This is a genomic window from Nocardia sp. CA-135953 (assembly GCF_050955735.1).
In the GTDB taxonomy this organism is placed as follows: Bacteria; Actinomycetota; Actinomycetes; order Mycobacteriales; family Mycobacteriaceae; genus Nocardia.
On record NZ_CP192082.1, the window covers coordinates 1,670,607 to 1,685,766 of the forward strand.

13 protein-coding genes and 1 pseudogene are annotated in these 15,160 nt (G+C 65.5%); 7 read left to right on the forward strand and 7 right to left on the reverse strand.

Features of this window, described 5'->3' with window-relative positions:
* The first annotated feature begins 159 nt into the window (after positions 1-159).
* Together ACQPXH_RS07645 and ACQPXH_RS07650 are read left to right on the forward strand one after the other, a co-directional pair.
* A complete protein-coding gene (locus tag ACQPXH_RS07645; protein WP_433601596.1) occupies positions 160-501 on the forward strand; it encodes a hypothetical protein in 342 nt (113 codons plus the stop codon).
* Between the two features lie 65 nt (positions 502-566).
* Entirely contained in the window at positions 567-1,424 is an 858-nt protein-coding gene (locus tag ACQPXH_RS07650) for a GNAT family N-acetyltransferase (protein ID WP_433601597.1), read from the forward strand.
* Between the two features lie 71 nt (positions 1,425-1,495).
* On the opposite strand, the gene ACQPXH_RS07655 is transcribed toward ACQPXH_RS07650, so the two are convergent.
* The 4 genes from ACQPXH_RS07655 to ACQPXH_RS07670 form a co-directional block, all read right to left on the reverse strand.
* Positions 1,496-2,404 carry a hydroxymethylglutaryl-CoA lyase gene (locus ACQPXH_RS07655; protein WP_433601598.1) on the reverse strand — a complete coding sequence of 303 codons (909 nt, stop codon included), beginning with the start codon at positions 2,402-2,404 and terminating at the stop codon, positions 1,496-1,498.
* A gap of 222 nt (positions 2,405-2,626) precedes the next feature.
* The gene (locus ACQPXH_RS07660) at positions 2,627-3,835 is read right to left on the reverse strand and encodes a CaiB/BaiF CoA transferase family protein (RefSeq protein WP_433601599.1); all 1,209 of its coding nucleotides are present in this window, start codon (positions 3,833-3,835) and stop codon (positions 2,627-2,629) included.
* A gap of 133 nt (positions 3,836-3,968) precedes the next feature.
* Positions 3,969-4,898: a TauD/TfdA dioxygenase family protein gene (locus tag ACQPXH_RS07665; RefSeq protein ID WP_433603357.1), complete on the reverse strand. Its 930-nt coding sequence runs from the start codon at positions 4,896-4,898 to the stop codon at positions 3,969-3,971.
* Between the two features lie 234 nt (positions 4,899-5,132).
* The gene (locus tag ACQPXH_RS07670; protein WP_433601600.1) at positions 5,133-5,903 is read right to left on the reverse strand and encodes a deoxyribonuclease IV; all 771 of its coding nucleotides are present in this window, start codon (positions 5,901-5,903) and stop codon (positions 5,133-5,135) included.
* A 130-nt stretch (positions 5,904-6,033) separates the two neighbouring features.
* Here ACQPXH_RS07670 and ACQPXH_RS07675 point away from each other — a divergent pair, with 130 nt between their 5' ends.
* The 5 genes and pseudogenes from ACQPXH_RS07675 to ACQPXH_RS07695 all read left to right on the forward strand — a co-directional run bounded on the left by ACQPXH_RS07675 (position 6,034) and on the right by ACQPXH_RS07695 (position 11,764).
* A complete protein-coding gene (locus ACQPXH_RS07675; RefSeq protein WP_433601601.1) occupies positions 6,034-7,227 on the forward strand; it encodes a protein kinase domain-containing protein in 1,194 nt (397 codons plus the stop codon).
* 164 nt (positions 7,228-7,391) lie between these two features.
* Positions 7,392-9,230: a serine/threonine protein kinase gene (locus tag ACQPXH_RS07680; protein ID WP_433601602.1), complete on the forward strand. Its 1,839-nt coding sequence runs from the start codon at positions 7,392-7,394 to the stop codon at positions 9,228-9,230.
* A 120-nt stretch (positions 9,231-9,350) separates the two neighbouring features.
* A pseudogene (locus ACQPXH_RS07685) lies at positions 9,351-9,455 on the forward strand (hypothetical protein); the annotation flags it as partial.
* Positions 9,456-9,747: 292 nt separating this feature from the next.
* Positions 9,748-11,103 (forward strand): cytochrome P450, encoded by a 1,356-nt coding sequence (locus ACQPXH_RS07690; protein WP_433601603.1) that lies wholly within the window; start codon positions 9,748-9,750, stop codon positions 11,101-11,103.
* Between the two features lie 79 nt (positions 11,104-11,182).
* A complete protein-coding gene (locus tag ACQPXH_RS07695) occupies positions 11,183-11,764 on the forward strand; it encodes a TerD family protein (protein WP_063045919.1) in 582 nt (193 codons plus the stop codon).
* 43 nt (positions 11,765-11,807) lie between these two features.
* Here ACQPXH_RS07695 and ACQPXH_RS07700 read toward each other — a convergent pair whose 3' ends face one another.
* Genes ACQPXH_RS07700 through ACQPXH_RS07710 form a run of 3 tightly spaced genes read right to left on the reverse strand, consistent with a single transcriptional unit; the run spans position 11,808 to position 15,138 of the window.
* Positions 11,808-12,293: a glutathione peroxidase gene (locus ACQPXH_RS07700; protein WP_063045920.1), complete on the reverse strand. Its 486-nt coding sequence runs from the start codon at positions 12,291-12,293 to the stop codon at positions 11,808-11,810.
* Entirely contained in the window at positions 12,290-13,516 is a 1,227-nt protein-coding gene (locus tag ACQPXH_RS07705; RefSeq protein ID WP_433601604.1) for a cytochrome P450, read from the reverse strand. Before ACQPXH_RS07705 ends, ACQPXH_RS07700 begins: the two co-directional genes overlap by 4 nt.
* A gap of 26 nt (positions 13,517-13,542) precedes the next feature.
* On the reverse strand, positions 13,543-15,138 hold the full coding sequence (locus ACQPXH_RS07710) for a succinic semialdehyde dehydrogenase (protein ID WP_433601605.1): 1,596 nt from the start codon (positions 15,136-15,138) through the stop codon (positions 13,543-13,545).
* Positions 15,139-15,160: the final 22 nt, after the last annotated feature.

Below are 15,160 nucleotides of genomic sequence, written 5' to 3' on the forward strand. Positions count from 1 at the left end.
CACACGCTGGACACATGCGGTGCCAGCGTGAATTAAACAGTAGTGACTCAGATATCGAATTGATCTCTTCGGCGTGTCGCGGGCACGTGTCGTGGTCGAATCACGTTCCGGGGCCGTAGCGTTCGTGATCAAAGTTACGCGTGAGACGCCAGTACCCAGATGAGAGAAGCGCGGTGGAAATCGGGCGACGGCAACACTCTGATCGGCGTCATCGAGGAGTTGATGATGGGAGCCTACTCGACAACTCCGTTGCGAGCGTCCGCCACGGCCGACGAATCGGCCGCCCCGGAAGCTTCGCAGCAAGTCGTGTCGAACCCGCCGGTGCCCACCCTGTCCACGATTTTGTCGCGGATAACGGCCTGGCTGATTTTCATCGGCGGCATCGTCGGAGCCGTGCTCGGCATCGCCGGACTGCACGTCGAAATCACTGTCGCCGGACTGATTCTGGCGTGCACAGCTGGTCTGGTGCTGCTGAAGCTACGCGCGGATCGAACCAGCTGAACCGTGCCGCGGCGGCGCGGATAATCGAGAGCGCGCAGGGCTTTCGGGCTCTAGCGTAATCCGGTATGAGGATCGAGATCACCGCCGATGCCGCACGGTTCCGGTCGCTGACCGAGCCGTTTCTGCTGCGTGATCCGTTGCGGCACACGGTGATCACCACCGGGATCGCCAACCACCTGACCGGCATGCAGGTCGACGCCGACTGCTCGCGGTTCCTGTCCGTCCACGACGACGACGCGTCGGTCATCGGCGTTGCCATGCGCGCGGCCGGACGCGGCGTGTATCTCGGTGAGCTGCCCGCGGGAAGTATTGTGCCCGTTGCCGATGCGATGGCCGAGGTCGCTGCGGACGCGGGCGGGGTCGAGGGCGCGACCGACGATGCGACCGAATTTGCCGAGCGCTGGGGCAAACGGCACGGTGTCGGCTATCGGAAGGTGTACGCGACGCGCCTCTACCGGCTCGCGGATCTGAACCTTCCGAAGGCCGCCGGATCAGCCCGTCGCGCAACCGATTCCGATGTCGGCCTGTGTGCCGAATGGGTCGAAGCCATGCGCCTCGAATCCGGTATGCCGCCGCCGACCCTGACCACCATCGCCATCCGGATTCGCATCGCGACCGGTCGCTGGTGGCTGTGGGAACGCGACGGCGAGCCCGTCTCCCTTGCCGCACACCAGGTCCCGGTCTTCGGCTGGTCCCGAATCGGACCCGTCTACACACCACCGGCCCACCGCGGCAACGGCTACGCCGGCATCCTCACCGCCCACCTATCCCGCACCCTGCGCTGGAACAACCTGAACGTCTGCCTCTTCGCCGACATCGCCAACTCCACCGCGAACCACATCTACCGCACCATCGGCTTCGAACCCGTCCGCGATTTCGTGCACTACCAATTCACCTCGGCCACAACCGCACTGAGCAAGTAGCGGGTGGCGCACAGACATTGGTGACCGCGCAGGGGCTATAGCTTTGCGAGTACGCACTGCTCGTGCGGCGGTCAGGGGACGGGGGTGACCCATTCGAAGGCGGAGGCTTCGGAGCGGGTGCCTTCGGCGGTGCGGGAGCGGTTGGGTTCGTCGAGGTCGGTGAGTAGGGCTTCGGTGAGGGTTACCAGGGTGGCCAGGATCGCTGGGGTGAACCAGGTGGGGCGGGTGGCGAAGAGGATGTCTTCGGTGGCGGTGTTGCCGCTGGCGCCGGGGGCGAAGGGGCAGCCGCCGAGGCCGCCGAGAGAGCCGTCGACCATGGTCGCTCCGGCCTGCAGGGCGGCCAGGGTATTGGCGACGCCCATGCCCCAGGTGTCGTGACCGTGGAAGACGATGCGGCGGTGCGGGGTTCGGTCACGCACCGCCGAGATCAGCTCCGATACCTGGGGCGGGTGTGCCTGGCCCAGGGTGTCAGCGATGACGATGTCGCGAGCGCCCTCCGTGCGCGGGTCGTTGGCAATGGCCAGCACTCGCTCGGGATCGACGGGACCGTCGAAGGGGCAGGTGAAGCTGGTGGCGAGGCAGAGCTGGATTTCGCCGCCCGCCTCCCGCGCCAACCGAACGGCATCCGGCATCGCGGCGACACTGTCTTCGGTGCTGCGGCCGATATTGGCCTTATTGTGCGCGTCCGATGCGGAGAAGCAGTACTGGAAGTTGCGCACGCCCGCGGCGGCGGCCTTCTCCACATGGCGCGGCGTGGCCACCCAGACCCAACAGTGTTGCAGCTCTTCGGGGCTCAGCGCGGCAATGAGTTCCATGGTGTTGGCCATCGGCGGCACCAGATCGGGACGTGCCATCGACCCGATCTCCAGTGCGGGCACGCCCACGGCGAGCAGTCGGCGCACGATGTCCACCTTGCGCTCGACCGGCAGCACCTTTCCGGTCAACTGCAGCCCGTCGCGCAAGGTCACATCGCGCAGCATCACTCCTCCTCCCGGGCATCCCGGGTCGGCGGCGCCTGACGCACCTGCATCGGCACGCACATCACCCCACCGCAGGGCTTTTCATTCGTGGCCGGGGTGGGATGCACCGTCGGACGCGCGTGTCCGGGCGCACTCACTTCGCGCGCACTGCGCCCCGGCGGTCGACGCCTGCCGTATACCCGTCGCGTCATTCCGCCTCCACTCCATTGATACCGGCGCGCATCACGCCTCCGATCCGGCGATATCGGCATCGCTCATTCCGAGCAGTTCCGACAGCACCTCGCGCGTGTGCTCGCCCAGGTCCGGTCCGACATTGCGGATCGGCAGGGACTTTCCACCGATCACCGGCACGATGCCGGGAAAGCCGACCGTCTTCGGTTGCGGCGCACCGACATCCACCAGGAACGGCTGAATCATATTGCGCGCCTTGTATTGCTCGTCGTGGACGATATCGGCGGCGGTGTAGATGGGGCCGCACGGAATGGCCGCCGCCTCCAACAGTTTCAACGCCTCGTCGCGGGTGTGCCGCACGGTCCATTCGGCAATGGACGCGTCGAGCCGTTCGCGATTGCGCCAGCGTCCGGCATTGTCCCGCAGTTCCGGATCGGCGGCCAGATCGGGACGGCCGATCACCTCCATATAGCGCTGGAAGATGGCATCCCCGTTGCCGCCGATGATGATGCTCGCACCGTCGCTGGTCGGGTAGGCATTACTCGGCGCGATGCCTTCCATCCGCCCGCCGACCCGCTCGCGGTTGATGCCGTAGGCAAGATAGTCGGGCACCAGCGATTCCATCACCGACAGGATCGCCTCGTTCAGCGCTACATCGATGACGCGTTCGCCAAGCGGTATCGACTCGTTGGTGCGTTGCCGCTGGAACAGCGCCATCACCGTGCCGAACGCCGCGTAGATCCCCGCGATCGAATCACCGATGGACACGCCGACCCGAACCGGCGGCCGATCCGGATCACCGACGAGTTCGCGCAGGCCGCCGACCGCCTCGGCGACCGCCGCGAAACCGGGCCGCGCGGCCAGCGGCCCGGTTTGCCCATAAGCCGAAATCCGGGTGATCACCAGATCCGGATTGACTTCGTTCAGCACCTCCGGACCGAGGCCCCACTTCTCGAGCATGCCCGGCCGGAAATTCTCCAGCAGCACATCGCAGTGCCGGAGCAGATCCAGGACGATGCCCCGACCTGCCTCGGTGCGCAGATCCAGCGTGATCGACTTCTTGTTCCGGTTGATGGTGCGGAACAGCATCGAGGTATCGCCGCCGTAGAGTCGCCAGTTGCGCAGCTCGTCGCCGGCCTTCGGGCGCTCCACTTTGATCACCTCGGCACCGAAATCGCCGAGGATGCGACCAGCGGTCGGCGCGGCGATGTAATTGCCGAGTTCCAGGACGCGAACCCCGTCCAGCGGGCTGATACTCATGGCATCAGTCTGTACTATCGTGCCGCCTGGCAACGGCCCGACCTCGTACCTCGGCGAATGCCGGTACCGCAACCGCACGGCCCCTCAACTGCCGCAGCACAATCGGCGTACTGCGGCAGCCGTGCGATCGTCGTCACACTTCGAGCGGGGAAGCTTCCTCGATGATCGAGTAGTGCTCGGCATTGCCGTGGTGTGGGGTGCTCGCGAGGCCGTCGACGCCGACCGGGATATCGCCGGCGAGGGTGATCCGGGTCAGCTTGCGCGGCTGGTTGTCGTAGTCGTCGACGGCGTAGTGCTGGGTGGCGCGGTTATCCCAAATCGCGACGTCACCGGGCTGCCAGTTCCAGCGAGTGGTGTTCTCCAGCCGGGTCACGCGGTCCTGGAACAGGCGGAACAGGGCCTGGGACTCGCTGGTGGAGACCCCGACGAAGCGCTTGACGAAGTGCCCGACCAGCAGGGCGCGCTCACCGGTCTCCGGGTGCACCCGCACCACCGGGTGCTCGGTCTCGTAGTAGTCGGACTGGAACTCGGCGCGGTAGGCGTCGGTGTTCGGGTTGCTCCGGTCGACGTCGGTGGCGGCGTAGTCGTGGAGATTGGTGTGCACCGCCCGCAGGCTCTCGGCCAGGCGCTTGAGCGGCTCCGGCAGCGAATCGTAGGCGGCGACAGTGGAGGCCCAGGTGGTGGAGCCGCCGTAGGTCGGCAGGGTGACCGCGCGCAGGATGGAGGCCTTCGGGATCCGGTCGACGAAGGTGACGTCGGTGTGCCAGCTATTGGCGCGGCCGTACTCCGAGTCGATGGCCAGGCTCTTGACGCCGTACGAGGTGACTGTCGGATGCGGGGTGGTGGGAGTGCCGAGCTGTTGCGCGAACTCGTACTGCCCGTCCTCGGTCAAATGGTCCTGGCCGCGGAAGAAGATGACCTTGTGCTCGAGCAGCGCGCGCCGGATCACCGCGACGGTTGCCGCGTCCACATCGCCGCCGAGCCGGACATTGTCGACCTGGGCGCCGATGCGGGCGCCGATTTTGGTCACGGTGGCGGTTGTCTGGGCGTAGTCGACCGTCATGAGATCACCTTCGCTGGGTTGAATCGGTTGATGCGCCATCGAGCACATCACCGAAACACCCAGGCCGACCAGGGTTTTCGTCGCCATGATCCCAACCCCACACCCGTGCGTTCTCGAGCGTTTGTCGAGAGTAGTCGAATGGCAGTTGCCGGCGGCGTTTCCGGCCACCATTCGACTGCCCTCGGTGAGCTGTCCGGTTGGGTCTGCTGACACGTGGACAGGGCTGCGGGCGGCTCAGCCGATGTGGTCTCGCAGGTATGCGAGGTCCTCGGCGACTCCTTCGCCTGGCGTCTCCAGAACCACTGGGGCGTCGGCCGTTCGGCATACCTCGGCGAGCAACTCCGGATCGATCGTTCCGTCCGCGAAGTTGGCATGACGGTCCGCGCCCGAATTGAATTCGTCGCGTGAGGAGTTCAGGTGCACCAGGTCGATGCGGCCGGTGATGCCCTTGATCCGCTCGACGACGCCGACCAGATCCTCACCGCCCGCCCAGGCGTGGCAGGTGTCCAGGCAGAAGCCCGCGCCGAAATCGCCGACCGCGTCCCAGAGCCGGGCGATCGAATCGAAATGCCGGGCCATGGCGTGGTTGCCGCCCGCGGTGTTCTCGATCAGGATCGGCACCGCGAAGCCGCCCTTGTCCTGCTGACGTTCGAACAGCTTGCGCCAGTTATCGATTCCGGTCTCGAGTTCGCCGTCGGAGCGGACATGTCCGCCGTGCACCACCAGGCCGAATGCGCCGATATCGGCGGCCGCCTCGGCCTGCTGCGCGACCGCGTTGCGCGACGGCATGCGCAGGCGATTGTTCAGGCTGGCCACATTGATCTGATAGGACGAGTGCACGACCACATCGATCGGACTGGCGAGGATCTGCTCGGTCCGCGGATGCGGGGTCGGTTTGTCCCAACTCTGCGGGTCGACGACGAACAGCTGGATGACATCGGCGCCGAGTTTTTCACCGAAGCCGATCGGATCGCTGTCGAGCCGGACGTGTGCTCCAATGCGCATGGGGCCGAGCCTAACGAGTGCCACCGACAACGTCTTCGTCCACCGCAACGAAGATGTTGCGTCCGGGCCCTGCGAACAGATACATCGGTAGGATCCAGGTGCTCGACCCGATACGGGGGGTGAATCCACTGTGCTGCGAACTGGCGATGTTTTCGCTGGATACACGATCAAACGTGTGCTCGGCCAGGGCGGTATGGGCACCGTCTACCTGGCCCAGCATCCGCGCCTGCCGCGCCTGACCGCGCTGAAACTACTGAAGCGCGAACTGTATACCGATGCCGAGATCCGGCGCCGCTTCGAGCGGGAGGCCGATCTGGTCGCCCAGCTCGACCATCCGAATATCGTCACCGTCTACGACCGTGGCGCCGAGGATCAGCAGCTGTGGATCTCGATGCAATTCGTGCCCGGCGCGGATGCGTCCTGTGCGGATGTCAATGTGCTCGCGCCGGGTCGCGCGGTGCAGATCGTCGCAGATACCGCGGCCGCGCTGGATTTCGCACACGGCAACGGCGTGCTGCACCGCGATGTGAAACCGGCCAACATCCTGCTGGCCAAGGCGCCGATCGGACAGCCGGAACGGGTGCTGCTCACCGACTTCGGCATCGCGGCCATGCGCGATGGCGAGTCCACGCTGAGTTCGGCCGGAACCATAACCGCCACACTGGCATACGCCGCGCCGGAACAACTGACCGGTACGCCGGACTACCTGGCCGACCAGTATTCACTGGCCTGTTCGCTGTTCTGGATGCTGACCGGTGTCGGACCGTTCCAAGGGGCGAATCCCATGGCCGTCGTCAACGGGCATCTGTACGGGGCGATACCGTCGCTGCGCCGGCATCGCCCCGACGTGCCGCCCGCGCTGGACGCGGTGCTGGCGCGGGCCATGGCCAAACGGCCCGCGGACCGGTTCGGCAGCTGTATCGAATTCGCAGTGGCGGCTCGGCGGGCGCTGGTGTCGTCCGCGCCGCACCCGCCTCGAGCGAACGGTTCGTATCGCCCGCCGATGGGCGTGGGTCCCGAATCGCGTCCCGGCACCGAACCTCCTCGCGATGCCGGTCCGGCCCGGAACCCGGTGCCGTCTGGAAACGCGGTGCCGTCTGGAAACGCGGTGCCCCCCAACAGTTCCGAACGGGTCGGCAGCAGCAGAACCGCCCGGCCGACCGAGCCGACCAGCCGCAGTGCCCCCGAGTCCCCGAGAACGTCCCAGCCGCGCTTGCCGCTGCCGCCGCGCCGTTCGCCGCGACCCGGCACCATCGCCCTGCCCGATATCCCACGTCGTCCCGGCAGAACGCCGCCCGGACCAACGCCGCGCCCTCCGCCGTAGCCGGAAACAACGTCGATACCGATAAGTCGACGATAACCAGGGCTTAAGCGAATCCTGCTAAGGTTTCGATGTTTTCCGTGGTCAGGAGGTCCTGATCGCGCATTCTTATGCTGTACGTCCGTTCATCGGTGGGTCCCGGTGGGCGGACGGGAAGTGGAGCAGACATGCTGGCCAGCGGTGACGTATTCGCCGGCTATGTCATCGATCGGCAACTGGGTCGCGGTGGCATGGGTTCGGTGTACCTGGCAAAACATCCGCGACTGCCGCGGATGACGGCGCTGAAGCTGCTGAATCGAGAGATGTTCTTCGATAAGGAGGTGCGGGCGCGGTTCGAGCGGGAGGCGGATCTGGTTGCGCAGCTCGATCACCCGAATATCGTCACCGTCTACGACCGCGGCCTCGAGGACGAGCAGCTGTGGATCTCGATGCAGTACATCGACGGCATCGACGCCGCATCGGTCGATCCCAAGTCGCTGCCGCCGGAGCGCGCGGTCCAGATCATCAAGGAGACCGCCGACGCGCTCGACTACGCGCACGGTATGGGCGTACTGCACCGTGATGTGAAGCCCGCGAATATCCTGCTCGCCCGCTCCGGCGGCGGGCGCGGTGAGCGGGTCTACCTGACCGACTTCGGTATCGCGCGACTGCGTGACGACACCGGCCATCTCACCCAGACCGGCACCTTCACCGCGACTCTGGCCTATGCCTCGCCCGAACAGCTGACCGGCGCTTCGCTCGATCACCGCTCGGATCAGTATTCGCTGGCCTGCTCGCTGTTCTGGCTGTTCACCGGGTCCGGTCCGTTCGCCGCGACCAATCCGGCGGCAGTGATCCAGGGACATCTGCAGGGCACGCCCCCGGCATTGAGCAGTGTCCGTCCCGGACTGCCGTTCCAACTGGACGGGGTGCTGGCGAAGGCCATGGCAAAGCGACCCGATGAGCGGTTCGCCTCGTGCTCGGAGTTCGCGCAAGCCGCCAAGCAGGCGTTCACCAGTCCGAGCGTCCCGGCGATGCCGGTGGTCGGCCCGCGTCCGGGTGCCGGACCGGCGATTCCGGTGACGGGTGCGCCCCGGCCGGTCACCGGGCAGCCGATGCCCGTGACCGGTACCCCGCATCCGGTGACGAACGGTCCGTACCCGCAGACCGCCGGACCGTATCCGCAGACCAGCGGCCCGTACCCGCAGACGAGCGCTCCGCACACCGTGCAGCCGCAGCCGTTGGCGCCGACGACCGTCAATCCCGCTGCGCAGAGCACCCCGCGTCCGCAGCCGGTGCAGACCGCGCAACCGCATCCGAGCAATCCTTACAACCAACAGCCGCTCGGATTCGCGCCCCGGCCGCCGATGAGCGGGCCGCGCCCGCCCGCACCGCCGCAGCGCAAATCGAATGTCGGGCTGATCGTCGCACTGTGCGTCGGTCTGGTGATCCTGTTGGTGATCGTGCTCGCGATCATCGGCGTGGTATCGAACGGTGGTTCGTCCAACTCCAGTGGCGGCAGCACGACGACCTCGTCGAGTAACTCCAACGGTGGTGGCAGCGGCTCGGTGGACGCGACCGCGGCCGCGATCAGCAAAGAGTTCCCGCGCATGGTGCCTGCCAGCGAGTCCGATTCGGTCGGCTACAACGGCGCGAAATGCAGTGCCCACAAGACCGGCGACCTGACGCTGCCCACGCCGGGCACGCCGGACTTCGGCGCCTGGGCCGCGCAGTGGGATTGCTACGGCGGCGGTGACAACGACGACCCGTTCTACACGATCTACGTCTACAAGAACGCCTCCGATGTGCAGAAGGCGCTGAGCAATCTGCCTTCCGACGCCACCAAGTCGACCGATTCCAACGGTGGCAAGACCTACACGAACTACAAGTTCGTCAACGATGGGCCCAAGATCGTCACCGCGTTCACCGGCGACAGCAAGCGCGCCCAATTCCTCATGTACGCCGACGGTTTGGCGGGTGCTCAGGACAAGGTCCTGCGCTGGTGGCGCTCGGCCCCACTGAACTGACAGCCCAACCGGGCGCGAAAAATGGCTCGCGCCCGGGTTCCGTTCGGCCCGTACAGTTCCGTGCATGTTCGGCCACACCATCGCTCTGGAGTCCGCGGTCGCGGACGCGATGACGGCTGCCCTGGCGAAACCATCGACCTGACAGTCGAATTGGGCCGCCCGGTCCCGCTGGAGCCGGGCCTCGACTTCGCCATCCGCGAGGGCGGCCCCACCGTCGGCGCGGGCACGTCCAGCCCTGCCCGGGTTGGGCATGCGCGAGCATCACGCATGCCCAACACCTGGCCGGGAGCTGCCGCATCGGCAGACCGCATGGCCCGCGATTACGGCGAGGTCGATCGCTGTCGGACGAACAAGAGGCTCGGCACTGCGAGTGTCGGGCTTTTTGTCGCGGCAACACGCTTTCTCCCAGGCACAGGGGGCGAAATCGGGCGCTGAGCCTTGCCTGCCCACACCCATCGTAGTACTGTCCAGACACGTGTCCATCACATGTGTGGACAGATATCCCAGGAGGATTTTCATGACTCTGGTCAAGCCGCTGCGGGTTTCCGGAGGCGATCACGAGCATGGGCATCTCGAGGAATTCCGCGTCGATCCATTGGCTTTGATGCACCGGGTACGGGCGGAGTGCGGGGATGTCGGCGCATTCGATCTCGCCGGGCGTCATGTGATTCTGCTGTCCGGCGCCGAGGCCAATGAGTTCTTCTTCCGGTCCGGCGACGAGGATCTCGATCAGGCCGCCGCGTATCCGTTCATGAAGCCCATTTTCGGCGAGGGCGTGGTGTTCGACGCCAGTCCGGAGCGGCGCAAGGAGATGCTGCACAACCAGGCTTTGCGTGCGGAACAAATGCGCGGGCATGCGGCGACCATCGGGCGCGAGGTCGAGCGCATGCTGGCGAACTGGGGTGACGAGGGTCGGATCGACCTGCTCGACTTCTTCGCCGAGCTGACCATCTACACCTCATCGGCCTGCCTGATCGGCAAGCGCTTCCGCGATGAACTCGATGAACGCTTCGCCCACCTCTACCACGATCTGGAGCGCGGCACCGACGCGCTGGCCTATGTGGATCCGTATGCGCCGATCGAAAGTTTCCGGCGCCGTGACGCCGCCCGCGCCGAACTGGTCGAATTGGTGCAGGGCATCATGGATGGCCGCGCCGCGAATCCGCCCGCGAACAAGGAAGATCGGGACATGCTCGACATCCTGATCTCGATCAAGGACGAGCAGGGGCAGCCGCGATTCAGCGCGAGCGAGGTCACCGGGATGTTCATCTCGATGATGTTCGCGGGCCATCACACCACTTCGGGTACCGCGGCGTGGTCGGTCATCGAATTGCTCAGGCATCCGGCGGAATTGCGTCGCGTCGTCGATGAACTCGACGAGTTGTACGCCGACGGCTCCGATATCAGTTTCGGCGCGCTGCGTCGGATTCCGAATCTGGAAGCGGTGATCAAGGAGACACTGCGCCTGCATCCGCCGCTGATCATTCTGATGCGGGTGGCGCAGGGCGCATTCGAGGTGTGCGGACATCGCATCGCACCGGGCGATCTGGTCGCGGCGACTCCGGCCATCTCCAACCGAATTCCGGAGGACTTTCCGAATCCGGATCTGTTCGACCCGAACCGCTATATCGATCCGAATCAGGCGGATATCGTCAACCGCTGGACCTGGATCCCCTTCGGGGCCGGCAGACATCGCTGTGTCGGTGCGGCCTTCGCGCTCATGCAGCTCAAGGCGATTTTCTCGATACTGCTGCGGGACTGGGAATTCGAAATGGCACAACCATCCGACAGCTACCGCAACGACCACAGCAAGATGGTGGTGCAGCTGCAACAGCCCTGTGCGGTGCGCTACCGCAGGCGGCGAAAGGTCTAGGCAAACGCCCAGTTACGAGAGTGTGAGCGGGAAGATTCTGGGCCCCATGGACTTCCGAATTCGCTTGTAGGGTGAAGACATGATCACGCTCAAAAAGGAAGATGGCGCCGCTGATCTCAACGGCATCACCAAGCTGACGGTCGGGGTGAGCTGGGACCCGTCGGGGGGCACCAGCGGCGGCGCGGTCGGATTATTGCGCCGCAAGCGCGGTGTGGACCTGGATCTGATCGCCATCCTCATGCAAGGCGCCGAGCCGGTGCGTTTCGCCGGACTCGACTCCCTCGACCCGCTCGGCAACGGCTCGGTCCAGCACACCGGCGACGAACAGACCGGCGCGGCCTCCGGCGACGACGAATCGGTGCACGTCACCTTCGCGAATGTGCCCGAGGCCATCGACGCGATCATTTTCGTGGCCGCGGCCTTCAAGAAGGGCTCCTCGTTCGAGAAGGCCAACAACATCAGCTTCAAGGTCTACGACGCGACCGGCGGCAGCGCCCAGCAGGTGGCCGATATCTGGCCGTCGCTGCTCGGCACGGATAATGCCAATGCCGTGGCCAAGGCTTTCCGCAACGGCGGAAGCTGGCAGCTCGAGGTGCTCAATCGCAAGGGCAAGATCAAGCAGGGCGATAAGCAGGCCCTGCTGCGCTTCGCGATGGCGTGAGCAAGCGGGCCGGAGCTCGGACGCCGAGCTCCGGCCGCTATTGCTACAGAACCGATTCGACGGCGGAGACCACCGCGGCGTCGTCGGGGGTGGTGCGCGGCCGGAACCGGCCGACCACCGCACCCTCGCGATCGATCAGGAATTTCTCGAAGTTCCACTGGATATCGCCGGCTGTGCCCTCGGCATCTGCGGCTTCCACCAGTGCCTGGTAGAGCGGATGCCGCTCGTCACCGTTGACATCGGTCTTCTCCAGCAGCGGAAAGTCGACGCCATAGGTGGTCGAGCAGAATTCCGCGATCTCCTCGGCGGTACCCGGCTCCTGGCCCATGAACTGGTTACACGGCACGCCGACCACGCTGAAACCGCGGTCACCGTACGTTTTCTGAAGTTCGACGAGTCCGGTGTACTGCGGCGTCAGCCCACACTTGGAGGCCACATTGACCAGCAGTACCGCCTTATCTCCGACCAATTCGCCCAGTGTTGCCGGGTCGCCGGAGAGGGTACGTAGGGGAATGTTGCGGATATTCATTCGTATCGCACCTGCCAGTTCTTGATTCCGTTGATCCACCCCGATCGTAACCGTACCGGATCGGCGACCTGGCTGATCTGCGGCATGACATCGGCGATCGCGTTGAACATCAGGTCGATCTCCAGTCGCGCCAGATTCGCCCCGACGCAATAATGCGCACCGGTGCCGCCGAATGCGACGTGCGGATTGGGATCGCGCAATACGTCGAAGGTGAACGGATTCTCGAAGGCGTCCTCGTCGAAGTCGGCCGAACTGTAGAAGATTCCCAGTCGCTGACCCTGCTCGATCTGCTGTCCACCGAGTTCGGTGTCCTGGGCCGCAGTGCGCTGGAAGGCATTCACCGGGGTCGCCCACCGGACGATCTCGTCGGGTGCGGTGCGTGGCCGTTGCGCCCGATACAGTTCCCACTGCTCCGGATGGTCCACGAAGGCCTTCATGCCGTGGGTGATGGCATTGCGGGTGGTCTCATTGCCCGCGATGGCGAGCAGGATGACGAAGAATCCGAATTCGTCCGAACCGAGCGCTTCGCCGTCGACATCGGCGTGCACCAATTGGCTGACGATATCGTCGACCGGACAGGCGCGGCGCTCTTCGGCCATATTCCAGGCGTAGCCGAGGATTTCGGTGAAGGCGGTGGCGGCGTCGCCGTACTCCGGATCGTCGTAGTTCAGCGTCTGGTTGGACCATTCGAACAGCTTGTGGCGGTCGGCGTTCGGCACGCCGAGCAGTTCCGCGATGGCCTGCAGTGGCAGTTCGCAGGCGACCTGCTCGACGAAGTCGCCGCCGCCGGTTCGCTTGGCCTCGTGCACGATTCGCGCCGCGCGTTCGGTGAGTGCGGCGCGCAGACCCTCCACCGCACGCGGGGTGAATCCCTTGGAGACGATCCGGCGGGTCTTGGCATGCTTGGGCGCATCCATGTTCACCAGCAGCGCACCGGTGAGTTCGATCTGCTCCGGTGTGACATCGTCGGGCAGCCGGATGATCGCGCCCTTCTGCGCGGAGGAATAGATTTCCGGGTTACGCGAAATCTCCTTCACATCTTCGTGTTTGCTGACCACCCAGTAGCCGCCGTCGCGGAACCCGCCGGAGGTCGCATCCGGCTGCGCGCACCACCACACCGGGGCGGTGCGGCGCAGGGTCGCGAATTCCTCGACCGGCATGCGGTTTTCCCACAGCCCGGGATCGGTGAAATCGAAGCCTGCCGGGAACCCGGGCGCTGCCATAGCTACCTCCTGGGGTGAAAAGTGTTTCAGCGCAGCCTGAGCCGGCGCATGAGTCGTAGGGTCGTCAGCGTGGTCTTCAACTGCTTCTGGTAGGGCAGGCCCGCGCGGGCGGCCATCACCTGGCGCTTCTGCACGCCGATATTCACGGTGTCGGTGTATTTGAGCAGGCCCTGATCGCCGTGCCTGGTGCCGACGCCGGATTGCTTGACACCACCGGACGGGGTGCCCTTGGCGGCGTAGGTGGTCACGAAGCCGTCGTTGATATTGATATTCCCGGCCTCGAGCTGCGCGCCGATTCGGTTGGCGCGGGCCAGGTCTCGGCTCCAGACGCTGGCGTTGAGGCCGTAGGTGGTGTCGTTGGCGAGCCGGATGGCCTCCTGCTCGTCGGTGAACCGGTAGACACTCACCACCGGACCGAAGGTCTCCGCGGTCGCGTGCGTCATCTCGGGGGTGACTTCGGTGAGCACGGTGGGTTCATAGAAGGCCGGGCCGATATCCGGTCGCGCCTTGCCGCCGGTCAGCACGGTCGCGCCCTTCGCGCGCGCGTCCTCGACGTGCGCCGCGACCCGCTCCAAATGCTGCACCGAGACCAGCGAGCCGAATTCCGGTGTGAAGTCGTATGCGGCGCCGATCTTGGCGTTCAATTCGTCTGCCGCCGTGACCAATCGGCGCACGAACTCGTCGTACAACCTGTCCTGCACATAGATCCGCTCGATGTGCATACAGGCCTGGCCCGAATTCGCGAAGACCGCGAATGCCGCACCGGGAATCACTTCGTCGAGATTCGCATCGTCCAGCACGATCATCGGGTTCTTGCCGCCGAGTTCGAGGCTGCAGCCGATCAGATTTCGGCCCGCGCCTGCGCCGACCACCCGCCCGGTCGCGGTCGAGCCGGTGAACATGACGAAGTCGGCATTGTCGATCAAGGCCGGACCCACATCGGGACCCTCGCCGCAGACGACCTGGAACAGCCCCTTCGGCAGACCGGCCTTGTACAGCAGTTCCACCCCGAACAGCACACAGAGCGCGGTCTTGTTATCGGGCTTGACTACGACGCCATTGCCCGCCATCAGCGCGGGCATCGAATCCGAGAGCGCGATGGCGAATGGGAAATTCCACGGCGCGATGACCGCGACGACGCCCTTGGGGCGGTGCTGCTCGGTCGAGGTGGTGATCAGCGGCACCGGGCCGCCGCGCCGCTTGGGCTTCAGCACCCGCCGTGCGGTCTCGAGGTAGTGGCTGATGACCATCGGCACATCGCAGGATTCCTCGAAGGCCATGCGGCGGGTTTTACCGCAGCCGATCTGGATCAGGTCGGCGATGGTTTCGTATTCGGCGAGTATCAGGTCGTGTGCGCGTGCGAAGACCTCGAGCCGGCGCCGCAGCGGCCAAGCGGCCCATTCCTGCTGGGCCGCGCGGGCGGTCGCGTAGGCGGCGGCGACGTCCTCGGGGGTCGACTGCGGTAATTCACCGACCGCGGCGCCGGTGTAGACCTCGACCATCGAATACGGATCGGCGGTGCCGGAGGCCGCGACCATTGCGGTCAGCCCGCCGATCAGCGCTTCGGTGATCCGGGCCGGCAGCGCCGGTGCGGAATCCTTCTTGGCTTCGGTTGTATTCATCGGACCTTCTCCCTGCTGACGG